Here is a 25,206-nt window from a genome sequence, read left to right as displayed (position 1 = left end):
CATGAACGCCCCCCACCCGCTGCAGAAAACACTCGCCACCTCGGTGCCGCCATCCATGGCCGCACCGCTGAAGGACGATGACGATGAGATCAACCTAGCCGAGTACTGGGACATCATCATCGACAACCGCTGGCTAATTGCCGCCACCACAGCGGTAGCACTTGCCGTGGGCAGCGCCTATGCCTATTTGGCCCCGCCGGTTTACCAGAGCAACCTGCTCATTCAAGTGGAAGACTCAAAGGGCGGTGCTGCCAGCCTGCTAGGTGAGGCCGCCAGCCTGTTTGAAGTGAAGACCGCCGCCAGCGCGGAGGTCGAAATTATCCGGTCCCGCATGGTAATTGGCGGGGCGGTGGACGAAACGGCGTTGTACATCGAAGCGCAGCCCCGCTTGCTCCCGGTGGTAGGCGACTGGCTCGCGCGCAGTGCGGAAGGCCTGAGCAAGCCGAAGCGCGGCTACGTGTATGGCAAGGAGAGCATCAGCGTCTCACTGTTCGACGTCCCGGCGGACCTGGAAGGCACGCCCTTCACGCTGCGTGTAACCGGCCCCGGCGGCGATTACAGCCTGCGCCACCCCCAGCTGGGTGAGCCTCTGACGGGAAAAGTAGGCCAGGCATTGGCGCGCTCGGTGGACGGTGGGTCCATAAATCTGATGGTCACTGGCTTGCAGGGCCTGCCTGGCGCCGAGTTTGAGCTGACGCGCCATTCGCGCCTGGCGATTATTGAGAACCTGCAAAAGCAACTGAAGCTTGCCGAGAAAGGCCGCCAGAGCGGTGTGATCGACGCCACCCTGCAAGACACAGACCGCGGCCGCCTCACGCGCATCCTGAACGAGATCGGCGAGCAGTATGTGCGCCAAAACGTGGAACGCACGGCAGCTGAGGCCAAGCAAACACTAGCCTTTCTCGATTCGCAAATGCCGCAATTCAAGCAGCAGCTGACTCAGAGCGAAGAAGCGTACAACCGCTTTCGCAACCAAAAGGGCACCGTCGCCCTGGATGAAGAGGCTAAGCTGATCCTCACGCGGAGCGTGGACTTGCAGGCTAAGCAGATGGAGGCGCAACAAAAGCGCCGGGAGCTGCTGCAACGATTCACCTCTGAACACCCGAGCATCCAGACCCTGGACACGCAGCTCGCCGCCTGGGACCGGGAGATTGCCAGCCTGAACGCGCAGGTGAAACGCCTGCCTGCCGTGCAACAGGACACCGTGCGGCTGGAGCGGGACGTGAAGGTAAACAACGCGCTGTACGAGCAACTGCGCCGTCAAGCCTTGCAACTGCAGTTGGTGCGCGAGGGAAAGATTGGAAACGTGCGTGTCATCGACCAAGCGGCTAGCCCCAGAACGCCGGTGCAACCGCGCAAGGGCATCACCCTGGGCTTGGCGCTGCTGCTCGGCCTGCTCGGCGGAGTGGCCTGCGCCATCGCACGGGCATCGCTCCGACGCGGCGTTGTGAACCCGCAGGAGATCGAGGCGCAGACGGGCGTGAGCGTGTACAGCACCATCCCGATGAGCGAGCTGGAGCGCTCGCTGGCGAAGGAAGCCGAGGAGAAGCAGCCCGGACTACATTTGCTGGCGCACACTGCGCCGCAGGATCCGGCGGTGGAGAGCTTGCGCAGCCTTCGCACCTCCCTCCAGTTCGCGATGCTGGAGGCACCGAACAACCGATTGCTGATCACTGGTGCGACGCCGGGCGTGGGCAAGAGCTTCGTATCTGCCAACCTCGCTGCAGTCGTCGCAAGTGCTGGCAAGCGAGTGCTGTTGATCGATGCGGACCTGCGCAAGGGGCACTTGAACCAATACTTTGGCATAGAGCGCAGCCATGGACTGAGCGAAATGGTTGCTGGCTCGATCACCGTGGAGCAAGCGGTCCGTCGCAGTGTGCTGCCGGGGATGGACTTCATCCCAACGGGACAACTTCCGCCTAACCCTGCGGAACTGGTTATGAGCGGTGCGTTTGCGAACCACTTGGAAGCGCTCTCAGCTGATTACGATATGCTGATCATCGACTCAGCGCCGATATTGGTTGCGGCAGATACATTAACGATTTCTGCGCTAGTCGGAACCTTGCTGCTCGTGGCCCGCGCTGGCGCCACTCAGATGGGCGAACTCCACGAAACAACTCGACGTTTGCGCCATGCCGGTCGAAATACCGATGGCGTCCTTTTGAACGCAATGGACCTAAGTAATCGTCATTACGGCAGCTACGGCTCCAAGTACGGTGGGTATCGGTACCGCCAGTACGCTTATCAGCTTCCTAACGAGAAGTTTTGATTGACCCAGGGAGAGTTCTGCTGATCTTCGAAGCAGTGCTGGAACATCAACGTCGATTCGCTCGACAGGAGCCGAGCTCGGCAAGAATCCGAGGGGCAGGAGGCGCGGGCCTTCTGTAAATCAAGCGGGATCACTACTTTCTTCGACCACCTGGCGCTAGGCACCACCACACCGAGTTTGAGCGACGTGGTGCAAGGTATGGAGAAAAAGGGGAAAGCAACGGCGGCGGTGTTACTTGGCAGGCTTCAGAGAGTCAACTGCACGAACTGGATCGCCGCCCCCGTGCGGTGTCAGCAAGCTTGCCGCTTAGCAACGCAGGTTTAGCGAAACGAGCGGCGAAGCGCCTAATTCCCGGACACTGTAAGAAGGCCAAACCCTTCATCGACGGCTCTCTCGATCCCAGCTCTAGTCGCGCGGGTTGCAGCGGAAAGCGGAGTGCCGGCTGGCGGAGCCAACGCAGTCGGGCTGCTGATAGTGATGATGGCACAGCAAAATCATCAGGGCTTATGGATTCACTACACAGAGCATGCATGCACATTGCTAACCAGTCGGCTTCACTTTCCTAAGCGTCGAGATCAGCTCGAATTGGGAGGATAAAACTTCGTCCCTCCTGAATGACTCGCCCGTTCTCTTCAGCGCTGCCGAGGAATGTTGGAAGTAAATGGCGGGATCGCCGACATAAGCCGCGACAGCCTGCGCTAACGCCGGCGTTGAGCCAGGCTCAACAAGAAAACCCGTCTCCCCCGTTTGAACCGCATCGCGCAAGCCAACGATATCGAACCCTACCACAGGCACTCCGAACGAGTTCGCCTCGAGCGCACTCATCCCGAACCCCTCCCGCGAGCTGGGGCAAAGAAGCAGGTCGATGGAGTTGAAAAACGCCTCTTTGTCTCGAACGTAGCCAAGATACTCAACGCAAGCTCGATAGCTTGCGACCCTGGAGTCAAACCAACCACCATCCCCCTCCACCTGCCCACCAATTATGAGACGCACCTCGACACCAGCGAGGCGCAGATGATCAAGCACACCAAAGCAATGTTCAACCCCCTTGCTCTCGCATATCCTCCCGAAGTAGCCTAGAACAATCGAACTTCTAGAGCCAATCTCACGCGGAGATTTGACTGAGTTTGGCATAACACCGCATATAGACCCCTGGTAACCCAACACCTTTTTCGCGTCCACATACCCATGCCGCACGGCGTACTGAGCAAGCGACGGACTGACAAATATAACCCTATCGGCCATTTTGCAAGTGAAGCGCTCCATAGCGTAAAGCAACATCCTTTTGATCCCGATTTGCCCGTACGAAACCAACCCATGACAGTAGTACACGCAAAGCCTTCCGGGGGCAAACATGCGAGCGATCGCCGCGATAAACGACGCAACGGGAGTGTGAAAGACGTGGAGTTCAGAAGTGCTAGAACGCATTAGTCGCGCAGTAAATAAAATAGCTGCTAACAGGCATCTTAAGTTTGGACGACGCGAGTACGGCGCGTAAACAATGTCGTAACCTATTCTTTCAGCCCCACACTCGAGCTCATTGGAGTACTCATCTCGCGCCACAATGACGACAGTTCGCCAGCCCTTTTGCCGAAACCAATCAAAGTAGTCAAGCATAAAGGATGTAGGCGTCACGGAAGTTGTGAAAATGTGAGTGATTTCCCTCATTGCAGCGCCGCCAGAATTGCCGAAAGCGACTTAGAAAAGGAGTATGGAACTTCAGAAGGCTCGACCTTGAGTAGTCCAGCCCGCTTCCGCTGGAGGCACATCGTTAGAATCTTTTTCAGCGCCGCACGATTTGAAATATCATAGCCGTATTCAGGTATAAATTGATCTAAAAACTCTCCCATCCCGCCGCCTTTTGAGTAAATCACCGGCCGACCACGAAATACGGCCTCAAGAACAGAAACCCCGAAGCCCTCGGCGTCGAGTGACGGCATTGCGCAGACGTCGCACTTTGCGTACAGCGAATCCAGCACCTCTTGCTCAACGGGGCCAAGATACCGCAGAAATGAACAGTGCCTCGCTATCTCCCGCACCTCGGCAGCGAGATAGCCATCGCCAACAACAATGACCTGAAGAGCACCGCTTATCGCCTCAAAGCTACGCACATCGTTCAAGAATCGGACCACCCCGGTCCTGTTAACGAGCCGCCGCGCCACTAATATGGTCAACTTCTCACGATCAAGCGATTCGACGAGTAGATCACGACCCGGCGCCAAACAGGCCTCGTCCACGAGAGCTGGAGCGACAACTGATTGCAATGCATCAATACCCCCAAACTCTGCACGACATGCTTTGCGCACGTAGTTAGATTGGAAGTGCAACAGCGGCCCCAGCGATAGAATTCGCTTATAGAGATGCGGAATTAAAAACCTCTTAATCCTTGAGTCCGACCCATCGAGACTAGCCTCAAGGAGCCAAGGACCATGCATCGTATAAATTCGTTTCGCTGCCCGCTTCGGAATATATAGCCAGGGCTCAGGCGAATTGCCCCAGATCAGATCGAATTGCTCGCCGCGAAAATTACGCCAGTAGTGATAAAACGCGGCCGCTGGATTCAAAATCCTCAAAAAACCACGGAAATAGGGGAATCTGATAATAGCCACGCCGTCTCCGGCCGACTCTCTCTGCCTCTTCTGGAGCCGATTAGGGACGTAAATTGTGACAAGATGGCCAGACCGGGCAAGAAAACGTGCAATCTCATCGACACAGCGTGACGCGCCACCGGGGATGTCTTGAATACACGTAGCGTTTGTAATCAGAACTTTCATATAGACGCCTGCTCCAGCTTTAGCAGGCCGCGTACAATAAAGCAAACACGCGTCGAATAGTACCGTCTCGCATTTTGCCCTTTTGGGATTGCCGCGAGATAGCCAACTACTGGTCTGAGAGCAACCACAACATAAACCAGTACCTCTAGCGATACGGCCCGCATCATCGATCTGAGGAGCACCCCTTGTGCATATGAATACGCAGCCAACTTCTCCCCGCTAGCTTTTTCGTAGGGGTGGAATATCTTTAGACCCGGAACGTAAAGAGCGGACGCCCTTGGATTGGAGCGTGAAATTCGAAGGAACAACTCAGTCTCCTCTACGGCTGCGTAGACCGCACCAGGTCCAAAATCGGGACTGAACGTTAGCACGTCCAACAACGGAGCGCGGATGAAGAAGCTGGGGCAATTTATTGCCACGTAGTTTAGCGCTAGCCTTTTCCTCGAAAGTGGCCGCATTCCCATCCTAAACCGGTCATCAGGATCTCGAACATCACCGAAGAGGACATCAACATGAGCTGCTACGGCAGCGAGCAAGTGAGCACCTGCATCCGGCGAGTAATAGCAGTCATCGTCTGGAAATGCGAAATAGTCTGACTGAGATGAAGTAGCCCGAGCCAGCCGAAGGCCAACATTCCGTGCATTCGACGCACCGTAATGCGTAGTGTTGAGTATATTGTCGGCACCAGCGATAGATGGCAACGGTTGCAGGCGATACTGCCGCACAACGATGATCTTTCGACGCATTGACGTAAACGCGGCGTGGATCGACGATATCAACAGCTCGAGGGATGCCTCGCGGCCCTCGATCGAAGCCACAATGAAATACAGCGCAGCTTGTCGCATATTATGAGTAAACCTAAATGATGTCGAATCTGGAATTTGCGAGCTTGCGGTGTGTAGGCCAAGCGCAGCGCAACTATCAAACCGATTGATTGCGCGGGCGCGACTCACGCAGTCCAGCAATCAAATAAAGAAGACAAGCAAAAGAGACAATCCTTGCTGATGTACCCGAATTACTCGCGACCATTGCATACACCGCAATGTAACTAAAAAGAAACCAAATGGTATTTGTCGCACCCGGCAAGCAACTCTTTCTCCGCCGCAGATGATCGCACAACAAAGCTGCAAACTGCACCAAGCCTGCCACCCGGATTACATGCGAACTACTAAACACCCAGTAAACAAGCATTGTTGCGATGTTTAGGGGTGTGTAAACCAGATCTGACAGGGAAGTCGGCGGACGCGTGGGCATGTCATGTAAGCTAAGCCCCTCGATTTCATCGACGGAAGCGCCAATAACTGCAAATGGTTCCTGACCAATTAATGCAGAAAAGAAAAACGGCAGGGGGAGAGTCGCCACGGTGAAAGCGACCGATCTAGTTGCGGCAAATATAACTAAGGGGAACAGATGAGGTCTGATCAAGAGAACGACCACTGAAGCAGTAAGGAATGGCAAGGCAGCACGGATCCGAGGACGGCAGCGATGTGCGGCACCTCGTCCAAACGCAATGATTTGCACAAGCGGGTACAACAGCAGCGCCTCTTTGAAAACCCCAGCGAGCAAGACATAGATAAACGGATTCACTGAAAGAACTAACGCGCACCACCGCCGGGCGTTCACAAGTTGCGTCTGCGTTTTCGAAAGGACGTACCAAGCATAGACACTCACCGTTGCGTGCCACACGACAATTGAGGCGTCGCCAAAGGCACGCGCAAAAAACTGCAGAATTCCGCCGAAATGCCCGTCGGACACATCTAAGCCAGATATTACGAGCGCGTAGAACTGCCAATCCGTGTAGCCGGTGAGTGCGAAAAGCGCACCCGAGTACTGCAGGGTGATAATGACGACAAACGCTGCGACGTTAGCTACATAGATCATTATCGAGCCACCCTGCAAAATTCTGCGGCTAACCCATCAGGAAATCCCGGTCGGCAGGGTGGCATTACCACCACGTGACTAAACGATAAGACGCTTGACGACGTCATCACGCCGCCAGCAGCCTAGCAGCAGCATCATTCCGCCACATGATAAGGAGTGCAGCGGCAGTCGCACACAAACCGAACAGTGCGAGGTTTGCTAAAGCGGCGAAATAGGTCGAGTGTGACGATATAGCGGCGGCTACTGAGATGAGGAGCAGCGCGACTGCAACCGCAGCAAGCCACCGAGCCGCGTCTATCGCGATGGAGACTCTTTGCGCGACACTGAGTGCGGTAAGAACAAGAGTAGTAACTGCACCCAACAAAAGTCCATAAAGAGCCCAGATAATTCCCACATTAGCGGCCGCTGCCGCAGCGACAGAAATCACGGCGACACCAGAGCCGCAACATGCGGGCAGGAGCAAAATGCGAGTATCCCTAAGTCCGTGTGCAGCGCTACTTAGCAAGCTCGTTAGTACTCGCATTAGTTCAATTCCAGCACCAAGAGCCAAAAATTGGCTCGCACCCGGATAGTTAACTGACACCAGAACTTTGGTCAGCGAGGCTGAGGTTGCAACCACTAGCCCGGCAACGATAATATATATTGGTGCAAGAACATTTAGCATATCTGAGAACGCGCAGCTGATTGAACGCTCGTCTGAAATCAGCTTACACCTTCGGTAGAACGCGGGGTAAACCGCCTGAATAGCCAACGATTCGACCACGGATCCCATTTGGACAGCCAACTGGAGTCCAAGCGCTACCAACCCAAGTTGCGCCGCGCCCCATTCTCTACCCACCAAGAAGCGGTATCCGCTTGTTTGAACCCATATCACCGCGACCGTCGCTGCGAGCGGGAGACAAAACGCAAGTAACTCTTTCGAAGGGTATGAAACATGCTGCGCATGCGCCGAGACATTGGCGACCTTTTTGTTCAATACCCCTCTTGCTACGAGCGCAATGCCGAGCATTGCAAGCGCCTGCCCAATGAGCCACCAAAATGCAGCCCCCTCTCCAGTTGCAAGCGTAACTGACATCCCGAGGGCCGCTCCTGCGGTCGCTACTAAGAAGAGCGTCGATATAGAAGCGTGATGCAGCAGATTCAGCAGCCACACGTACGTTCCATTGAGTGTGGCTCCCAGTATTGCCAGGAAAATTGCGAGGCCTGAAGATGCGTATACAACGCCAAACTGGGACAAGCCAATTGCAAAACATCCAACTACAGACCCCAACAAGGCTACGGCAACAACATAAAAGCCAAATACGCTGAGGTAGTGCTTCAATACACCCTCGTCAGCCCAGCGGTGAGCATTCAAGCTAATGTGCTGACCAACAGGAGAAAGAAAAAGGAGCCCGAAAAAGGTTTGAACCGCGACGAGCAAACTTAACACCCCGTACTGCTCTGGGTTCAGAACTTCCGTTACCATGCGGAGGCTCAACAAACCCACGCCAATAGTGAAGACCTTCCCGAGGACTATGACGAGGAACTGACCGGAGAACCCTAGCCGCATACTTTGTGGCCTTTCCACTCGCTGTAGTTTACGAGCGTGTTTTCTGGACTGCTATGTTTCTGGACCATATTTACGTTTGACCTGATTCCGGCATACTGCTGTTGCGATGGTGCCACTTGCCCCCCCGATCCGCAGTGCATATGGAATCGCATGGCTTGCTCTAGCCGCTTTCCCGGCAACGCCGATTACCGCGACCACGTGCGCTGGCAGGGGCTATAGAAACCGGTGCAGTGCAATTAACCTCACGTCTAAAGAGGAGCAGTGCAAACGTTGAAGCCGCGCAGCGCCTATGCGCCGCGCGGAACCCCGCGATCGTTGCCGATCAAGTGCGCTGCACTCCGGCGCCCGGTCAGCATTAGCAGAGCCGGTCGTCCCGACCCAGCGATTTCACCGCATCAGCCGCATTAGTTGCTCGCTTAGTTGGCGGTCGAGCTCCGCCAGAGCGAGCTCACCAGCTTGAAAAGCTCATTAGTCCGCCGCAGTACCTTGGCCATGCGTTCGCCGTCTTTTATGGATAGGCCCATCGATCCTCCTGCACGAGCTCACCGAGAAGCACCCACACGGGTTCGAGCCGAGCTGCCTGGCCTTGCGGACCGCCTGTGGGGTTGTTGCAGTAATGCTGCTGTACGGGGCGCCTCTATTGACTCGGGCCACCAAGAATTATCAGCTAAGGCTATCGCGTCGGCCCCTCAAGAGTCGCCCCACTTTCAGGTAGCGACGAGCAATCCACAGCTTATCAGCGACGCCAACATCGAGTCGCGTCAGCATTTGCAAAAAAGCGCGGGCATCTGCGATCGCATTTCTTGTGTTTTCGATATGCGGAAGACTCTTGGTCTGCTGCTCAGGATGTAGCCGATAGCCAAGAACTACTCGTGGAACATTTCCGAATTTACAGCCATCAGCAGACAGTTTTCTCCATAAAAGCAAATCCTCAAGACGGCTATTCGGGTACTCTGAACTACGCAAAATGCTACCGCGAAAGCACACAGAAGGGTGTGCGAATGGGCTGCAGAACGGCAAAGCCGCTCGAATGCCCGCCGCCGATGTTGGATATTTCCATACTGCGCGAGGCGAGGGAAACGTTTGAACAAAGCCACCGCAGACGTCCAGATCATTCTCCAGCATGTACGCGAGCGTCGCCCTGGTCCGTCCATGCACGTTTACGTCGTCTGCGTCAAGGCGAAACACATAGTCGCCAGTCGTCATTTGTATGGCTAGATTGAGTGCAGCAGCAACGCCTTCATTGCTGTTCTTCCGAAACACCTTTACGGCAGGCTGACAGGAATATCGCGCAAGAACATCCCTTGTTTGGTCAGTCGACCCATCATCAACAACAATAATTTGCCGCACCGGGAAATCGTCAGCCAAAATGGAATCGACTGCTTCCGCTATGGTGGAAGAGCAGTTGTAAGCCGGTATAATGTAATCGACAGTCCGTCCGTTCACATCAAAGCACCTTTGCCATAAGGCTCCTAAAGAACAACGTTCCGTGCGGGCCGCCCTGGAGATCTTGCGTGGGCGGGAAGCGCAAGCCAACACTCGGCCGGCGGGTGACAGTCCGGTCGAGTGAATACCGGTCGGTCGTCGAAATGACGGCTGTGGCGGAGCTGATGCCGCTGTGCCGAATTGTTCATGTCAAAGTGTTAGAAATGCTAAACACGTTCTCACCATGAAGAACAAAGTCTCGGTTTCGCAAAGCGATCGCCTTTAGAAAGTTCTTTGAATTGCCCTGCCGGGGAAGCATCCAGTCGTGCAACTCGATTATTAGCACCGGAAACTCGTCAATCCATTCGATTCCTTTCTCAAACAGGTTCTCCTCAAAGCCCTCGATGTCGATTTTGATTGCGAAAGGGATCGCACCGCGGCGTGCGTGCTCGGTAAGAATCGAAGAGATTGAGACCAGCTGAATTGCGCCCTTCGGGTCCGCCTCTACTTGGTATGCCCAGTTCCCCTGCCCTCGATTGCAGAGCGTTGCGCGCATGCTCGAACTTGCCACTCCTGCATGCAGGTACGTTACGTCAGCGGCACGATTATTAAGTTTAGCTTGTGCCAAATTCGCCTCGTCCGGCTCGATCGCTACGATATGGGCGTGAGGGTAAGTCTCCGAGAAATAGCGAACTGACATTCCGCTGTTAGCGCCACAGTCAATGATCAAAGGCTTTTGCCCAGACGAAACGATTCGTTCGTACAGCGCCCGCAATTCCTCCCCACGCCGCAGTCTTTCGAAACCATAGTCGTTATTGGCAAATATTTGTCTCACCACCTGTACATCGACCAAGTCGCGCACATTGACGGTAAACCACCGCCGCGCTATCCGATCATAGATGACTTGGGTTTGAAGGACGCCAGGAGTGAGCACCAGAAAACGGCTGAGAGTGCTAAACGGAAGCCGCGCCGAAAGCGTCCCGACGTCCTTGACCCACGCGCCCATGAGTTTAACGCGCTGTCTGAAAGATAAGGCTGTGAGCATCTGTAGTTCGAAATATCGTAAATTCAACAGCGCATCGGCTATGGCAATGTCCTCAAGTCCCATGCCGCGACGATTTCATGGCGGCAGCAGCGGTATGGCGCAGCGGACCAGCGGCGGCGGCCATTGACGCGTGCTGGCAAGCGCCACCGAAGTGCCGTAGGGCTAGGTCCCGAGCTGGCCCCCGACGCTGCGGGACGTGAGATCGCTCTGCGGAGTGCGCCAGTCGAAGCGGGGGTTTCGGTGAGGTCGCCGTTTTTCAGTATGAAGCTGCGGTGCTGGATGTTGGGCCCCTCGCAGCTACAGTCCACCCGCTGCGTGTCGAAGGAGGTGCCATTAATGATGTTGCTCTTGTCCAGCAGGGACTCGGCGAGGCAGGAGCCGTCTTGGCCCGTGATGCCCGTGACCAAGGCCACCTTGCTGTCAGTGCTTTGATGCGTTGTCATGCAATTCTCTCGTGGATTGCGTCGGCCGGTGCACCACGCGCCCGTAGCTGTCGTCCAGGCGAACGACATCGTCCTCACCCAGATAGCTGCCCGATTGCACTTCGATCATCTCGAGCGGCGTCTTGCCGGGGTTGTGCAGACGGTGCACTTCGCCCAGGGGGATGTAGGTGGACTGGTTTTCGGTCACTAGGAAGGTGTCCTTGCCCCGGGTCACTTCGGCCGTGCCTTTGACCACGATCCAATGCTCGGCGCGCTGATAGTGCTTCTGCAAGCTGAGCGACGCGTTGGGCTTGACGATGATGCGTTTCACCTGGAAGCGTGGCCCAGCCTCGATGCTGTCGTAGCTGCCCCAGGGGCGATGCACCTTGCGGTGGGTTACGGCTTCGGGGCTGCGGCGTGCTTCAAGCTCGGCGACCACTGCCTTCACCTGTTCGGCCTTTGCGCGGCGCGTCACCAGCACCGCGTCTGGCGTGTCCACGATCACCACGTCGTCCATGCCCAGAGCCACCACACGACGGTGCGGCGCGTGGATGTAGACGTTGCTCGAATCGACGGCGACGCCCTGCCCTTCGATGCGGTTGCCATGTGCATCGGGCTCGGTCATGTCGGCCACCGCATTCCAGCTGCCCACGTCACTCCACAATGCGCGGAAGGGATACACGCGCACCTGCGGGTGCCGCTCCATCACGGCGTAGTCAATGCTTTCGCTGCGGCAGGCGTGCAGCGGCGCGGCGGCGGGGCGCACGAACACGCCGTCGCGCTCAGTCGTGACCATGGCCTCGCGGCAGCTTGCGAGGATGTCCGGAGCCTGCTCGTCCAGCGCTGCCAGCAGGGTGTCCGCTCTGCACAAAAAGATGCCGGCGTTCCACAGCACCGAGCCGCCCAGGAGCATTTCCTGCGCCAGTGTGGCGTTAGGCTTCTCGATGAAGCGGCGCACGACGTGGCTGCCGTCGCCGATCGCCTCGCCCTGCTCGATGTAGCCGTATCCGGTGCTGGGGAAGGTGGGCAAAACGCCGAAGGTGACGATGGTGCCCCCGACGTTGGCTGACCGTGCGGCGTTGCGCATCATTTCGGCGAAAGCCGCGACGTCGGGTATGTGGTGGTCGGACGGGGAAAACAGCAGGAGCTGCTCGGGGTGAGCGGCGTGCAAAGCCGCCAGCGCCATGGCGCAAGCGGTGTTGCGAGGCACCGGCTCTAGCAGCACGCTGCCGTGCAGGCCGGCTTCTTCCAGGCTTTCGGCAACCAGGAACCGGTGGTCTTCCGAGCCGACACAAATGGCGCCCGGCTGCCCCGGCTCGGCGCAGAAGCTCGCCACGCGTTCCAACGTAAGAGCCAGCAGGCTCTTGCCCTGGATCAGGGGAACGAATTGCTTTGGGTAGGCCTTGCGGGAGAGCGGCCACAAGCGCGTGCCGGAGCCACCGCACAAAATCACCGGCTGAATCATGAATTCGTTCCCTGGTGGTCCTGCTCAGTAAGGGCGAACGATCGAACTGCCTCTCTCGCGTGATCGTACGACCACCTGCCGCTCACTTCCGCTTCCGGCGGCGCATATCCGGGTACCAAAAGCCTCAAGGCGCTCCTGATGGATTGAGCGTCGCGCGAAATGCCATCGCATGCGAGTAGTTCAAGCTGCATGCGTAGAACATGCCACGCCGGGAAGCTCTCATGCCCCTTCATCACCCGCGGGTGCGAGGTCGCAATCGGGTTATTTTTAATGAGCAGCTCCTCATAGAGCTTCTCACCGGGTCGCAAGCCCGTGACGGCAAGTTCGATGTCGCCATCCGGGTTGGCCGCGTCACGTATCATCATGCCCGACAGCTCCACCATCTTGCGCGCGAGGTCAATCACTTTCACCGGCTCGCCCATATCTAGCAGGAACACCTCGCCCCCTTCGGCCATGGCACTCGCCTGGATCACCAGTTGCGCCGCTTCCGGAATCGTCATGAAGTAGCGCGTGATCTCCGGGTGCGTGACCGTGATCGGCCCGCCCGCGCGGATCTGGCGGCGGAACAGCGGAACCACAGAGCCGCTGGAGCCCAGCACGTTGCCAAAGCGCACCATTGAAAAGCGCGTTGGCCCACCTTCCGCAGCAAGCGCCTGCAGCACCATCTCGGCCAGGCGCTTGCTCGCGCCCATGACATTGGTTGGCCGCACCGCCTTGTCGGTGCTGATCAGGACGAAGTCGCTGACCTGGTGCTCACGCGCGAGCAAGGCCATGTTCATGGTGCCGAACGTGTTGTTCCGGATGCCTTCAGCGGGGTTGTGCTCTACTAGGGGGACGTGCTTGTAGGCCGCCGCGTGATAGATGGTGTCCGGCTTCCAAGTGGCCAAAATGCGGCTGATGTGCTCCCGATCTCTCACGGAGGCGAACAGCGGTACCAGCTTCAGCGGCAGTCCTTGTGTGCTGGCTTCCAGTTCATGATGAATCGCATACAGAGCGAACTCACTCACGTCCAGCAGCACCAGCGCTGAGGGTGCCAGCTTTGCGATTTGCCGGCACAACTCGCTGCCGATGGAGCCCCCGGCGCCGGTGACCAACACCACCTTGCCAGTGATCTTGCTGCGCAAAAGATTTTCGTCCGGCACTACCGGGTCCCGCCCTAACAGGTCCTCGATATCTAAGTCACGCAGATGATCGACCTTCACGCGTCCCCGCGCGATGTCGTGCAGGTCCGGCAGGGAACGCACGTGAAGAGGCAACCCGAGCGACTGAATGCCACGCACGATCTCGGCACGCCGCGCGTGGCTGGCCGACGGGATGGCAAGCAGGATTTCTGTAATACCTTGCGCGCGGACTACGCGTCCTAGATCGTCGCTGGAGTAAATCCGTAGCCCGCGGATCGTCGCACGCTGCAGAGAAGGCGCGTCATCGACAAAACCGCGCACGACCATTTCTCGGCTGCTTGCCAAGAGGGCCGCCAGCTGGCGGCCGGCATCGCCTGCGCCATAGATCAGTACTTGCGCCTGATTTGCACAAGCGTGGCTTCTTGTTGCCGCCGAGGCCAGCCAATGCCTTGCGGCCGCGCGGGCGCCACTCGTCGCCAAAAATAAAAGCACGGGCACCAGCACCCCCAGAGTGCGGGGCATGATGCTGGCGCCGATGACGGTAAACAGCGCGGCGAAAATGCCGCCAAAGATCAGGGATGCGCGGGCCAAGACGGCGCCGCCATCGTGCCGCAGTAGCACGCGGTACAACCCGGAAAAATAGAACAGCGGCATCGCCATGCCGATCGTCCATGCGGCCGTCCACCACTGCGCCGGGCCGAACGAGCCCCAGTACCCGATACGTAGACCGAAGGCGAGCCAGACCACCACCATGCACAAGCAGACGTCCATGGTGATCGTGATCACCTGCTTTGCGCGACGCGGCAGTACCAGCAATCGCGCAGTGAGTTGGCTGCTCATAACTTTCGAACCCTCCGCCCCAAGCTCGTTATCGTCAGCGCCAGCACGAGGCCTGCACCGTCTGCCATCAGGTCACGCCACTCGGCGAATCGATGCGGCAGCATCCACTGCAGCAACTCGATTCCAGCGCCAAAACACAGCAACGAAAGCTGGCAACGGGCCACAGCACACGGGTACGCGCGCTGGCCCAATAAACCTAGAACCACGAACGCCAGCACGTGGTCGCTCTTGTCCCAGCCCGTCGTGGGCACCGGCCCTTGAATTGGCATGGTCGCCAGCACCAGCACCGCGGCGCAGCAGGCAAATAAAGCCAGGCGCCATTGCGATGGCCCACGCACTTGCAAAGTGGTGTTCACGCGCTGGCCGCCTGAAAAACTTGGCTTGCGACGGTGCAAGTACGGTCAATCTCGGCTGCAGACAGCGTGGGGTGCACCAAGAACATGACACTGGTCTCCCCGAGCGCACGAGCAACAGGCAGTCGCTCGGCGGGTCGCCAGCCGGTGCCTTCGAAGGCCTTCTCCAGGTACACCTCTGAGCACGAGCCCTGATAGCAAGGCACGCCTTCAGCGTTGATCTCTTCGACAATCCGATCGCGGCTCCAACCAGGTGCCAGCGCCTGCGGACGCACGTAGACGTAGCACTTGTAGTGCGCGTGGACACTGTCCGCAGCTACGGCCGGGACTCGCGCCACCGGGTAGGGCTTGCACGCATTCCAAACTGCATTCGCATACCGTGTGCGGGCGCCCGTCCACTCGGCCATGCGCCGCAGTTGGATGCGCCCGATGGCCGCCTGCATCTCGAGCATCCGCCAGTTGGTGCCAAAGCTCTCGTGCAACCAGCGGAAGCCCGGCGGGTGCTCGCGCTCATACACGGCGGCGTAGCTCTTTCCATGGTCCTTATAGGCCCACATGCTGCGCCAGAGCGCCTCCTCTGACGTGGTGACCATGCCGCCTTCGCCACCGGTCGTCATGATCTTGTCCTGGCAGAAGCTCCAGGCACCCACGTGCCCGATCGAGCCGACGCTGCGGCCCTTGTAGCGCGCACCGTGGGCCTGGGCACAGTCCTCGATCACCTTCAGCCCGTGATTGCGAGCCAGCTCCATGATCGGGTCCATGTCGCACGGCCAGCCGGCAAGGTGCACGCAAATCACAGCTCGGGTGCGCGGGGTGATCACCTTTTCGATGGTGGCCGCGCACAGACTGCCGCTGTCTGCATCCACATCCGCAAACACAGGCACTGCGCCGGCGGTGACCACACTGGAAGCGGTCGCCATGAAGGTGCGGGGCGGGACGATAACTTCGTCGCCAGGGCCGATCCCCAAGGCCTTGAGCGCCACGTCCAGCGCCAGGGTACCGTTGGCCAATGCCACCGCGTGCTTCGCTCCGCACCAAGCGGCAAACTCGGCTTCGAAGGCGCGACACTCGCCACCCGTCCAGTAATTGACCTTGTTGGACAGCAGCACGGCGCGAACGGCATCGGCCTCTTCCGCCGTGAAGCTTGGCCATGGAGAGAACTTCGTATTCAGCATGGGTGCTCCCCGCGGCGCTGCAATTTTCGAGCGGGATTGCCGACGACTGTCAGCCCGTCAGCGACGTCTTGGATCACTACCGCACCTGCGCCGACGAGGACGCCGGCACCGACTCTCGCGCCCTGCTTAATCACAGCGCCCGCTCCCACCCAGCTGCCCGAACCGACAGTGACGTTGCCCAGAAGATGTGCACCAGGTGTGACATGCACGGCGTTGCCAAGGTGGCAGTCGTGGTCGATGGTGGCGCCCGTGTTGACGATGCAGGCCTGCCCGACCTCGGCATCGATGTTGATCACCGCACCGGCGACGACCACGGTGCCGGCCCCCAGCTTGACGCGAGGGCTCACCCACGAGAACGGATGCACGATGGTCGCGATCGGCGTGCCCTGTTCGACGAGCGCACCGTGCTTTCGCCACCGGATGGCGCAATCACCGATGGCTACGACGACGCCTTCGTAGCGGCCTTTGCGCCTCAGTAGCTCGGCTGTGTCACCGACGACCTGCCAGTGGTCGTTGTTGGGAGCTTCAGGCCATCTGTCGTCGAAGAAGTCGATAGTGTCCCAGCCGGCAGCGATCGCCGTGTCTGCGACCACTTTGCCGTGCCCGCCGCAACCCAGAATCGCCAGGCGTTTCACCGCTCACTGCCTGAGAATCTGCCCATGGTCGCTTCACCGGGGGCGGAAATACCCGATCGCGCAAATACGCAGATGATCGTTTTTCCAATGATCTTCAGATCCAGCCAGAAGCTGCGCTTGTCCACATACCAGACATCGAGCTTCAGTTTCTGTTCCCAGCTGATGGCGTTGCGTCCATTGACCTGCGCCCAGCCCGTGATGCCGGGCCGCACCTCGTGGCGACGGGACTGCTCCGGCGAGTAGAGCGGAAGGTACTCCATCAGCAAAGGGCGCGGGCCGACAAAGCTCATCTCGCCCTTCAGGACGTTCCACAGCTCCGGCAGTTCGTCCAGGCTGGTGGCGCGCAGCATGCGCCCGAATGCCGTAAGTCGCTCGGCATCGGTGAGCAGCGCCCCATCTGGGCCCCGCTCGTCGGTCATGGTGCGGAACTTGACCATCTGAAACGGCACCCCGTTTAGCCCCGGCCGGAACTGTCGAAACAACACCGGTCCGCCCAGTTTTACTCGGACCAGAAGGGCCAGCAGCAGTATCAGCGGTGAAAGCGCCATGGTCAGAACTAGAGCAGCGGCGAAATCGCACGCGCGCTTGAGGACTCCTGCGCTGGAAGTAACCCGAGCTTTCGCAGGCTGCCTGCGCTCTTTGCCGGTGGCGATAAAGTTGGACTGCACAAAGTACTCAGTAGGTGCGATCACCAGCACGCGCTGCGGCGACCTGCATTCAAACTCTTGGCGTGGCCCCAGCGCCCCTCCCCCTCCATGCAACGGAATCTGCACGGTTGGAAGTGCCTCCCCCACACCTCATCGGGCGCCGATGGTAACTCATCATTTTTAGAACGAGTTTGACCCGACCGCACGCAGCAAGCATTTCCCGCGGTGCTGTTGCCGTTGTGCAAATCGAGCACGAAACCCTTGACACGGTGCGGCGTCGTTGGCGTTCATCGACCCAATGACTTCATCCGGAACACCGCTTTTTTTGGGGCCGCGTGCACTATTGGCTGGCCCTACGGGCCGATCGCGCAAGCGGCGCGGCTGCGACCGCTGCTTGCGAGATCCGCAAGCGTGGCGACGACAATGGCATCAGCCGAATGAAGGCGTGGATAGCGTCAATGAAGGCGATCGAGGCAGAGCCCTTGGTGCGGCTCAAGACGTCGCGGACCAGCAGATGCAGTCGGTTTTCACCATCGTGCGGCGAGACCGTCACCGTTGAGTGCTGCGCGGGATGGCCTGTGGGATGAATGTGCTGCGGCCCGTAACGGAGGACAGGCGGACATACTCGCGTTCACACTTCCGACGGCAAATCCGACGTTCTGACGAGCCGAGGGACGCCGCAACTTGGCATTGCGCGCGTTGGCTATCGCCACGCCTGCCGTCGAGACGCGGTAGCCTGCGGCTAGCCGCCAGCACCTGCGCCTTTGCAATCCTGGCTGTGACGTCTGTGCCGCCGAGCGGCCAATCGGCGCCGCTTGAACTATGTGGCGTTTAGCGAAGCGTCGCGGAAAGAGGGCAAGTTCGCCGAACGAAGCTGCATGGCAACGCGTTCGAATTCCATCAGCGTGCTCAGAGCAGCGACCAGCTCCCTCATCATCTCAGCCTGCCTGGGGAGCGACACGGCAGCCGCAAGCAGCCGAGACTTTGCTGCACTTGCCTGATCTTCCTCGCTGCCTTGCACCTTCCGCACGTACTGATCCAATTCATCTCGACAGAGTACCTGCGGCCAGCTGTGAAAACAGGCGCAAGGCAAGCTCGCGAGCTCGCGCGACCTGTGCACCATAGACATGCGCGACTTCGGCTACGCGATCCGGCGCGGCCGGGTGGTTCGAAACGGTCATCAGTCCCCTTACTTCGCGCGCGCGGGCCCCTTCGACGAGCCCGCGTGAGATTCTTGACAGTCAGTGCACGTGTAGCCGGGCACCGGCCCACCCTCACAAGCCGCGCGAGGCAGGGAGTTGCAGGTCGTATCCTCCAGCGCACGACTCAGGGCACACGATGCCGGCGCTGCGCTGGGATCAACGGCTCGCCATCCGCGCTGATGGCGATGCAAGGTCCGGTAGCCGGAGCGACTCGTACACATGAGTGCAGCATCGCTCGCGTGCACTGCGCGCCGATCGACTAGCTCCAACTCTTGCACTAGGCACAAATACAAGCGCGCCCGCCGCTTCGGGCAATCGCACGGCGACGGTGTGACCAAGAAGGGGCTGTGCTGCACTTGCCGCATCGGTCAACGGCATCAGCGCGGGCACGTCAGCAAGTGGCGCGATCGCTCTTTGCTACACCAGCGTGCCGACATAAGCCAGCTGGAGGCTGAAAGTGGTCGCAAACGGCCTAGTTCGGCTTAAAAAGCGCAATCGAGTGGTGATGGCCATCCACAGTGTTGGCGTTCACCACCACGACAGCTCCGCTTGCCAGCGGAAGGTAGAACATGTCGGGCGAGTAACTGGTCATGCCTCGATGGTTCGTCCATGTTCGAGCAGGCCTGAACCGCACCCCGTCGATGGGGCGGTTGTAGTGCAAGACGTCGTATTGGTCGCTGGGCGAATCGGCGTTGAGCAGGCGGGTGACTGTGCCCGCAACAGGATCGACTCGGGCCATCTGTACGGCCCCCGCGTTGTAGAAGCCGGTCCAGCCACTCGCGATGTTGCTTACCTCCCAGTAGCGAACGACCGCAGACTCAGGAGGAAGGTCGAGCCGACGCGCCGGCGCGCCGACCAACACGGTGCGACGCGGCGCCAACTCGTCACCTGCGGGGTTCATGGTTCCGTACAGCGTAAGAAGCCCATCGAAGCCGCGGAAGGCGAACAGCCGTGCCCGTGCGCGGGATGCTCCTTTTGCCTCCTTGAGGTCAAAGCCGCCTCGTGGATTGGTCACCAAGGCAAGCGTCGGAGCGTCCTTGCAAGCCTGCTCTTCGAACAAGCCGTTCTCGCATACGGAGGCCGACCCGCTTTCGTGCAGTGACACGCGAGAAAATGAGTGCCCGGGAGCGGCACTCTGACCCACCGTAGCCGCTCCGGACTCCAGCATGTTCCACACGCCTTTGAGTTCTGGGACAGCATGCATTTGCACTGGAAACACGTGACCGATGGCAGACGACTGCCAATCGTCTGGTTGCTGCGAACTAGTTGCTCGGAATATGCCGGCGCCGTGTTTGCCGATGGCAAAGGTGACCGTTTCAACCTCTCCACGTTCATTCCGGCCGACCGCGGTGAACTCGCACGGTGCGATTGGGCTCAGTGTCCAACCAGCTGCGGAGGAATCGTCAGGCCAATACATCATCGCTTCGAAGTCGAAGCGCCCGGTATGGGTGCGCCCGTCTAGCGCGATGGAGCGGTACGTCCCGCTTGCAGCTGCCGGGCAGCCTGCCAGGTGCTGCGCCAGCCGCCCCGGTGGCGAGGAGGCAGCGCTCTTGAGCGCAGGAAGATCTGCAGGCGAGGGCTCGGGCGCGCCGCCCCCGCAGCCTGCGAGGGCTAAGGCACATAGGAGCGCTGATGCTGTAGACGCGTTCAACATCTTCATTGCGGCTGCTGAGTTCGAGGGAGTGGGGACCATAGACTTCTCCAAAGGCCAGAAGCACATGCCCTTCCCTGGCGCGGCAGAACCCTGCGCAAAAGATCACGATCGTGTCTCTGGACGGTGCACGCACAGCGCAAACAGCCCGCAGTTGAGGCGCTTCAACCGAAAGCCGCGCCCTGGCGGAAGCCTCGAAACGGAAGCAGTGTTGAACAGGGGGCCAATTGGAACTCGAAGCGATGCAGCCGCCCGTCCGGGTCACTGGGTGCAGGAGCAAGCAAAGGACTGAATAGAAGGCTGAGCCACATCAGCTAGGGAGCAGTAACAATGAAACGCGTAGATGCCGTGGATGCCAAGTCGAGTCGATCAACCACCTGCCCAGCGTGATGCACCAGAGCCTCGAGAGCTTCGTCGGCGCGATGCGCTGACGCACCCCGCACCTGTGGGCCCCTCACCCCGCCCGAAAGATGAAGTACACCGCGCCGACCAGGCACAGCGCGGCCCACAGATAGTCCAGCTTGAGCGACTCTCCCATGTAGAGCGCGGCGAAGGGCACGAACACCGACAGCGTGATCACTTCCTGCAGGATCTTCAGCTGCCCCAGGCTGAAGCCGGCCTGCTGGTAGCCGATGCGGTTGGCCGGCACCTGCAGCAGGTATTCGGCCAGCGCGATGGCCCAGCTCACCACCGCCGCGATCCACCACGGCGCGGTGGCGAGACTGCGCAGGTGGCCGTACCAGGCGAAGGTCATGAAGACGTTGGACGCGATCAGCAGCAGGACGGTGTGCAGGGCGGGAGCGGTGGGCATGGCGGCGCAAGCATACGGCTGTGCAGCCAGACGTGGCGCGCCGCGCGGGCGCCGCCGTAGGACGCCGCCGGATTCCTGCGCGCGGCGGCCACCTCGGTCGCGGGCGCGCCACAGAATTGCCGCATGAACGCACGCATCACGCCGCCCGTCCCCCAACCCCTCGCCCGTCGCTTCGAGGGCCGCGTGGTCATCGTCACCGGCGCGGGATCAGGCATCGGAGAAGGGATCGCGCGATGGTTCAGCGCGGAAGGCGCGGCCGTCGTGCTGGCAGGTCGCCACCGCGACAAGCTCGAACGCGTCGCGCGCGATCTGCCGCCCACGCAGACCCTGGCGCACGTGGCCGACGTGTCGCGCTATGAACAGGTACAGGCGCTGGTGGACGCGGCGGTCGAGCGATTCGGCGGACTGGACGTGCTGGTCAACAACGCGGGCATCGCACCCGAGGGCCGCATCGACGAAGCCAGCCTGGACGACTGGGAGCGGACCATGGCCACGAATGCGGGCGGGGTGTTCCATGGCTGCCGCGCCGCCATGCCGCACCTGGCCAGGCGCCGCGGCTGCATCGTGAACATGGCTTCGGTCTCTGGACTGGGCGGCGACTGGGGGCTGTCGTTCTACAACGCGTCCAAGGGCGCGATCATCAACTTCACCCGGGCCCTGGCGCTCGACCACGGGAGCGACGGCGTGCGGGTGAACGCGGTGTGCCCGAGCTTCACGCTCACGCCCATGACCGAGGACATGCAGTCCGACCAGGCGCTGTTGCTGCAGTTCGGCGAGCGCATGCCACTCGGCCGGCCCGCGACCCCGGCCGACGTGGCCGCCGTGGTCGCGTTCCTCGCGAGCGGCGATGCGGCGATGGTGACGGGCGTCGCCTTGCCGGTAGACGGCGGCATCAGCGCGTCGAGCGGGCAGCCGAAGATGTCGTGAGCGACGCCGGCCGGGGGCGGGCTCTCGCGCCCCGCCAGGCTCAGAGCTTGACGCGGCCGCTGTCGACGATCTTCTTCGTCGCGGCGAGCTGCTCGTCCATGAAGCTCTTCACGCGCGCCGGCTCCCAGCCCACCGAATCGAAGCCCAGTTCGGCGAGCTTGGACTTCACCTCGGGCAGCAGCACGATGCGATTCATCTCGGCGGTGAGCTTGTCCACCACCGCCTTGGGCGTTTTCGCCGGAGCGAACAGCGCGCCCCATCCCGGCATGTCCACCGCCGGCAGGCCGAGTTCGGCGAAGGTGGGCACGTTGGGGTAGCTCGGCGAACGCTCGGCCGTCCCGACCGCGATCGGGCGGATCCGCCCCGGGTAGCGGTGCACGCCGCCCACCGAGGTGAAGGCCGCGTCGATCTGCTCGCCCAGCAGGGCCTGCAGCGCCGGCGCCTCGCCCTTGTAGGGCACGTGCAGGATGTTCAGGTCCGCCGCCGTGTTGAACAGCTCGCCCACGAAGTGGCCGCCCGAGCCCTGGCCGTACGAGCCGTACGAGAGCTTGCCCGGCTGCGATTTGGCCAGCGCAATGAACTCCTTGAGCGTCTTGGCCGGCAGCGATTCGCGCACGCCCATGGCGATGGGCGTCAGGGCCAGCATGCTGACCGGCACGAAATCTTCGGTGCGGTAGCCGGGCTTGGGCATGAGCACCTGGTTGCTCAGGAAGGCGCTGTAGCCGAGCAGCAGGGTGTGGCCGTCGGGCGCGGCCTGCGCCACCGAGGCCGCGGCGATGGAGCCGCTCGCGCCGGGCTTCGACTCGACGATGACGGCCTGGCCCAGGCTCTCGGTGAGCTTCTGGCCGATCAGCCGCATCATGGTGTCGTGACCGCCGCCGGCCGGCGTGGGAATGACGAACTTGATGACGCCGGTGGGGAACTGGGGGGCCTGGGACCAGGCGGGGGCGCCGACACCGGCTGCGAGGGATCCGAGGCCGAGGGCCACGGCTTGGCGGCGGTTGATGTTCATCGCGAGTCTCCGGTTGTTGCAGTCGAGGAAGGTGTGCAAGCGGGCTTCGCAGCGGACAAGCCCCAAGGCGCGACAGGAGTCGTCGCCGGGCTTCCCGTGTGAATGGTTGGACCATATGCATTTGTCCGGCGTCCGTCAATTCGGGCTAGGGCTAACCCTGAGCCAGGGGTGCGCTGTATTACGATCGCCCGCACAAAGGTTCACCCATGCCAGAAACTCGCCCGCCACGCGGCGGCGCACCCAGCACCGCGACCAGCCCTGCCCCAACCGACAAGGCCTCGCGGCCCATGTTCGAACCGGTGCGTGTGCGCCGCACTTTCGAAGTGGTGTGCGACCAGGTGCGCCGGCAGCTCGCCCGCGGGCAGCTGCGCCCCGGCGACCGGCTGCCGGGCGACCGCGAACTCGCCGAGCAGTTCGGCATCAGCCGCAGCGGCGTGCGCGAGGCGCTGCGCAGCCTCGAATCGGCCGGCCTGGTCGAGGTGCGCACCGGCGTCAACGGCGGCTTCTACATCCACAGCGGCGACGCCACCGGCCTCACGCGCACGGTACAGGACATGGTGTCGCTCGGGCGCGTTCCGATCGCCGACCTCACCGAGGCGCGCATCGAGCTGATGGGTGTGGCGATCCGGCTCGCCTGCGCCCGCGCCACCGAGGCCGAGCTCGACGCCATCGAGGCCGACATCGACCACCACACGGCGCTCTTCGAGCGTGGCCGCGGCTCACGCAACACGCGCTCGGTGATCGAGTTCTACCGGCTGATCGCGCGCGCCACGCACAACCAGGTGATCGTGATGATGGTGGACGCGCTGTCCGAGATCATCCGCACGCTGCTGGCCCGGGTCGATCCGCAGCCGCGCCAGGACATCATCCAGGTGCGGCGCACGGTGCTGGCCCTGATGCGCGCGCGCGATGCCGAAGGCGCCGCCGCAGCGATGGCCACCCACCTGCAAGCCATCAGCGAGTACCTCGAAAGCGAAAGTCGCAAGCCCGACCGGCGGCGCCGGGTCGCCTGAGCGCCGGCCTGCCCACAAGAACACCAGAAAGACGGAACCTCCCATGCCCCGGACCCGACAGAGCGCCCTCCCCGTGGACGCACCGCGTGCCGAATCGGCCGCCGCCACGCCGCCGCTGTTCCAGCCGGTGCGCTCGGCGCGCGCCTTCGAGGAAATCGCGATGCAGATCCGCCAGGAGCTCGCCGACGGCCGGCTCAAGGTCGGCAGCCGGCTGCCCGCGGAGCGCGCGCTGGCGCTGCAGTTCGGCGTCTCGCGCAATACCCTGCGCGAAGCCCTGCGCTCGCTCGAACACGCCGGGCTGATCCGCCTGCAAAAGGGCGCCAGCGGCGGCGCCTTCATCAGCCAGGGCTCGGGCAACGCCATCATCAGCAGCATGCTGGACCTCTACCACATGGGGTCGCTCACCCCCGACCAGCTGACCGAGGCGCGCATCTGGCTCGAATCGGTGCTGGTGCGCGAGGCCTGCGCCCGCGCCACGCCCGAAGACCTGCAGGCGCTGCGCGACAACGTGGCCGAAGCGGCGCAGGCGGCGGCCGAAGGCGACTTCAACCACCGCGCCGCGGTCAACCTTGACTTCCACCGCATCCTCGCGCGCATGACCGGCAACCCGATCATGATGATCGTGATGGACGGGCTGCTCACGGTGCTGGCGCAGTTCATCCAGACCATCGGCGAGTACGAGAACACCTTCGTGCTGCCCTCGCGCAGGCGCTTCATCAAGCACCTCGAAGAGGGCGACGCCGAGGCCGCGGTGGCGGAGATGGAGACCAGCCTCAAGCGGCTGCAGCGCGGCTATCTCTCGCGCGTCGAGCAGAAGAAGGAGCAGCCCCCGGCACCGGTGCGGCGCCGCGCGCCTGCCGCGAAGAAGAAGGCGGCCTGAGCGCCAGTCATCACCACGCGCTGGCGGCGATCACGCTGGGCATGGCCACCAGCGGACGTGACCATCCAGGGTGCATCGACGTCAGCGACGCCTGGAGCATGCGACAGGG

Annotated in this window: 21 protein-coding genes; 4 read left to right on the top strand and 17 right to left on the bottom strand. The window is 60.8% G+C overall.

The window, feature by feature from the left end:
- Position 1: 1 nt before the first annotated feature.
- Positions 2 to 2,269 carry a polysaccharide biosynthesis tyrosine autokinase gene (locus WG922_RS11570; protein WP_340282769.1) on the top strand — a complete coding sequence of 756 codons (2,268 nt, stop codon included), beginning with the start codon at positions 2 to 4 and terminating at the stop codon, positions 2,267 to 2,269.
- Between the two features lie 540 nt (positions 2,270 to 2,809).
- Here WG922_RS11570 and WG922_RS11565 read toward each other — a convergent pair.
- The 16 genes from WG922_RS11565 to WG922_RS11500 all read right to left on the bottom strand — a co-directional run bounded on the left by WG922_RS11565 (position 2,810) and on the right by WG922_RS11500 (position 21,265).
- Positions 2,810 to 3,886, bottom strand: coding sequence for a glycosyltransferase (locus tag WG922_RS11565; RefSeq protein WP_340282941.1), 1,077 nt, complete (start codon positions 3,884 to 3,886; stop codon positions 2,810 to 2,812).
- Positions 3,887 to 3,933: 47 nt separating this feature from the next.
- Positions 3,934 to 5,043, bottom strand: a complete 1,110-nt coding sequence (locus WG922_RS11560; protein ID WP_340282768.1) for a glycosyltransferase family 4 protein — start codon at positions 5,041 to 5,043, stop codon at positions 3,934 to 3,936.
- Positions 5,040 to 5,789, bottom strand: coding sequence for a glycosyltransferase (locus WG922_RS22010; protein ID WP_445322824.1), 750 nt, complete (start codon positions 5,787 to 5,789; stop codon positions 5,040 to 5,042). Before WG922_RS22010 ends, WG922_RS11560 begins: the two co-directional genes overlap by 4 nt.
- 175 nt (positions 5,790 to 5,964) lie before the next feature.
- Positions 5,965 to 6,924: a hypothetical protein gene (locus tag WG922_RS11555; RefSeq protein ID WP_340282767.1), complete on the bottom strand. Its 960-nt coding sequence runs from the start codon at positions 6,922 to 6,924 to the stop codon at positions 5,965 to 5,967.
- Between the two features lie 106 nt (positions 6,925 to 7,030).
- Entirely contained in the window at positions 7,031 to 8,389 is a 1,359-nt protein-coding gene (locus WG922_RS11550) for an oligosaccharide flippase family protein (protein ID WP_340282766.1), read from the bottom strand.
- A gap of 747 nt (positions 8,390 to 9,136) precedes the next feature.
- Complete coding sequence (locus WG922_RS11545) at positions 9,137 to 9,919, bottom strand: glycosyltransferase family 2 protein (protein WP_340282765.1); 783 nt, start codon at positions 9,917 to 9,919, stop codon at positions 9,137 to 9,139.
- Positions 9,920 to 10,103: 184 nt separating this feature from the next.
- A complete protein-coding gene (locus tag WG922_RS11540) occupies positions 10,104 to 11,006 on the bottom strand; it encodes an FkbM family methyltransferase (RefSeq protein WP_340282764.1) in 903 nt (300 codons plus the stop codon).
- On the bottom strand, positions 10,982 to 11,386 hold the full coding sequence (locus WG922_RS22005) for a GDP-mannose 4,6-dehydratase (protein ID WP_445322821.1): 405 nt from the start codon (positions 11,384 to 11,386) through the stop codon (positions 10,982 to 10,984). The genes WG922_RS11540 and WG922_RS22005 overlap by 25 nt, the downstream gene beginning before the upstream one ends.
- Positions 11,364 to 12,830, bottom strand: a complete 1,467-nt coding sequence (locus WG922_RS11535; RefSeq protein ID WP_340282763.1) for a mannose-1-phosphate guanylyltransferase/mannose-6-phosphate isomerase — start codon at positions 12,828 to 12,830, stop codon at positions 11,364 to 11,366. Before WG922_RS11535 ends, WG922_RS22005 begins: the two co-directional genes overlap by 23 nt.
- Positions 12,827 to 14,791 carry a nucleoside-diphosphate sugar epimerase/dehydratase gene (locus WG922_RS11530; protein WP_340282762.1) on the bottom strand — a complete coding sequence of 655 codons (1,965 nt, stop codon included), beginning with the start codon at positions 14,789 to 14,791 and terminating at the stop codon, positions 12,827 to 12,829. Before WG922_RS11530 ends, WG922_RS11535 begins: the two co-directional genes overlap by 4 nt.
- Positions 14,788 to 15,147, bottom strand: coding sequence for a VanZ family protein (locus tag WG922_RS11525; RefSeq protein WP_340282761.1), 360 nt, complete (start codon positions 15,145 to 15,147; stop codon positions 14,788 to 14,790). Before WG922_RS11525 ends, WG922_RS11530 begins: the two co-directional genes overlap by 4 nt.
- The gene (locus WG922_RS11520) at positions 15,144 to 16,319 is read right to left on the bottom strand and encodes a DegT/DnrJ/EryC1/StrS family aminotransferase (protein WP_340282760.1); all 1,176 of its coding nucleotides are present in this window, start codon (positions 16,317 to 16,319) and stop codon (positions 15,144 to 15,146) included. The genes WG922_RS11525 and WG922_RS11520 overlap by 4 nt, the downstream gene beginning before the upstream one ends.
- On the bottom strand, positions 16,313 to 16,954 hold the full coding sequence (locus WG922_RS11515; protein WP_340282759.1) for an acetyltransferase: 642 nt from the start codon (positions 16,952 to 16,954) through the stop codon (positions 16,313 to 16,315). Before WG922_RS11515 ends, WG922_RS11520 begins: the two co-directional genes overlap by 7 nt.
- Positions 16,951 to 17,607, bottom strand: coding sequence for a sugar transferase (locus tag WG922_RS11510; protein WP_340282940.1), 657 nt, complete (start codon positions 17,605 to 17,607; stop codon positions 16,951 to 16,953). The genes WG922_RS11515 and WG922_RS11510 overlap by 4 nt, the downstream gene beginning before the upstream one ends.
- A gap of 1,668 nt (positions 17,608 to 19,275) precedes the next feature.
- Positions 19,276 to 20,463, bottom strand: coding sequence for a hypothetical protein (locus tag WG922_RS11505; protein ID WP_340282758.1), 1,188 nt, complete (start codon positions 20,461 to 20,463; stop codon positions 19,276 to 19,278).
- Between the two features lie 445 nt (positions 20,464 to 20,908).
- Positions 20,909 to 21,265: a DMT family protein gene (locus WG922_RS11500; RefSeq protein WP_340282757.1), complete on the bottom strand. Its 357-nt coding sequence runs from the start codon at positions 21,263 to 21,265 to the stop codon at positions 20,909 to 20,911.
- 123 nt (positions 21,266 to 21,388) lie between these two features.
- Here WG922_RS11500 and WG922_RS11495 point away from each other — a divergent pair, with 123 nt between their 5' ends.
- Positions 21,389 to 22,192: an SDR family NAD(P)-dependent oxidoreductase gene (locus WG922_RS11495; protein WP_340282755.1), complete on the top strand. Its 804-nt coding sequence runs from the start codon at positions 21,389 to 21,391 to the stop codon at positions 22,190 to 22,192.
- Positions 22,193 to 22,232: 40 nt separating this feature from the next.
- Here WG922_RS11495 and WG922_RS11490 read toward each other — a convergent pair whose 3' ends face one another.
- A complete protein-coding gene (locus WG922_RS11490; RefSeq protein ID WP_340282753.1) occupies positions 22,233 to 23,204 on the bottom strand; it encodes a Bug family tripartite tricarboxylate transporter substrate binding protein in 972 nt (323 codons plus the stop codon).
- Between the two features lie 206 nt (positions 23,205 to 23,410).
- Here WG922_RS11490 and WG922_RS11485 point away from each other — a divergent pair, with 206 nt between their 5' ends.
- Together WG922_RS11485 and WG922_RS11480 are read left to right on the top strand one after the other, a co-directional pair.
- Positions 23,411 to 24,217: a FadR/GntR family transcriptional regulator gene (locus tag WG922_RS11485; protein ID WP_340282751.1), complete on the top strand. Its 807-nt coding sequence runs from the start codon at positions 23,411 to 23,413 to the stop codon at positions 24,215 to 24,217.
- Between the two features lie 43 nt (positions 24,218 to 24,260).
- Complete coding sequence (locus tag WG922_RS11480; protein WP_340282750.1) at positions 24,261 to 25,097, top strand: FadR/GntR family transcriptional regulator; 837 nt, start codon at positions 24,261 to 24,263, stop codon at positions 25,095 to 25,097.
- Positions 25,098 to 25,206 lie beyond the last annotated feature (109 nt).

The organism is Ramlibacter sp. AN1015, assembly GCF_037726105.1.
Classification (GTDB): domain Bacteria; phylum Pseudomonadota; class Gammaproteobacteria; order Burkholderiales; family Burkholderiaceae_C; genus Ramlibacter.
Note: the sequence above shows the minus strand (reverse complement) of the source record. Positions and strands in the feature narration are given on the sequence as shown.

Excerpts from the sequence above, each read along its gene's own strand:
- WG922_RS11505 (WP_340282758.1), bottom strand. The coding sequence starts at position 20,463 with ATGAAGATGTTGAACGCGTCTACAGCATCAGCGCTCCTATGTGCCTTA.
- WG922_RS11535 (WP_340282763.1), bottom strand. The coding sequence starts at position 12,830 with ATGATTCAGCCGGTGATTTTGTGCGGTGGCTCCGGCACGCGCTTGTGG.
- WG922_RS22010 (WP_445322824.1), bottom strand. The coding sequence starts at position 5,789 with ATGCGTCGAAAGATCATCGTTGTGCGGCAGTATCGCCTGCAACCGTTG.
- WG922_RS22005 (WP_445322821.1), bottom strand. The coding sequence starts at position 11,386 with ATGACAACGCATCAAAGCACTGACAGCAAGGTGGCCTTGGTCACGGGC.
- WG922_RS11540 (WP_340282764.1), bottom strand. The coding sequence starts at position 11,006 with ATGGGACTTGAGGACATTGCCATAGCCGATGCGCTGTTGAATTTACGA.
- WG922_RS11570 (WP_340282769.1), top strand. The coding sequence starts at position 2 with ATGAACGCCCCCCACCCGCTGCAGAAAACACTCGCCACCTCGGTGCCG.
- WG922_RS11480 (WP_340282750.1), top strand. The coding sequence starts at position 24,261 with ATGCCCCGGACCCGACAGAGCGCCCTCCCCGTGGACGCACCGCGTGCC.
- WG922_RS11495 (WP_340282755.1), top strand. The coding sequence starts at position 21,389 with ATGAACGCACGCATCACGCCGCCCGTCCCCCAACCCCTCGCCCGTCGC.
- WG922_RS11490 (WP_340282753.1), bottom strand. The coding sequence starts at position 23,204 with ATGAACATCAACCGCCGCCAAGCCGTGGCCCTCGGCCTCGGATCCCTC.
- WG922_RS11500 (WP_340282757.1), bottom strand. The coding sequence starts at position 21,265 with ATGCCCACCGCTCCCGCCCTGCACACCGTCCTGCTGCTGATCGCGTCC.
- WG922_RS11550 (WP_340282766.1), bottom strand. The coding sequence starts at position 8,389 with ATGGTAACGGAAGTTCTGAACCCAGAGCAGTACGGGGTGTTAAGTTTG.
- WG922_RS11565 (WP_340282941.1), bottom strand. The coding sequence starts at position 3,886 with ATGCTTGACTACTTTGATTGGTTTCGGCAAAAGGGCTGGCGAACTGTC.
- WG922_RS11485 (WP_340282751.1), top strand. The coding sequence starts at position 23,411 with ATGCCAGAAACTCGCCCGCCACGCGGCGGCGCACCCAGCACCGCGACC.
- WG922_RS11555 (WP_340282767.1), bottom strand. The coding sequence starts at position 6,924 with ATGATCTATGTAGCTAACGTCGCAGCGTTTGTCGTCATTATCACCCTG.
- WG922_RS11530 (WP_340282762.1), bottom strand. The coding sequence starts at position 14,791 with ATGAGCAGCCAACTCACTGCGCGATTGCTGGTACTGCCGCGTCGCGCA.
- WG922_RS11520 (WP_340282760.1), bottom strand. The coding sequence starts at position 16,319 with ATGCTGAATACGAAGTTCTCTCCATGGCCAAGCTTCACGGCGGAAGAG.
- WG922_RS11560 (WP_340282768.1), bottom strand. The coding sequence starts at position 5,043 with ATGAAAGTTCTGATTACAAACGCTACGTGTATTCAAGACATCCCCGGT.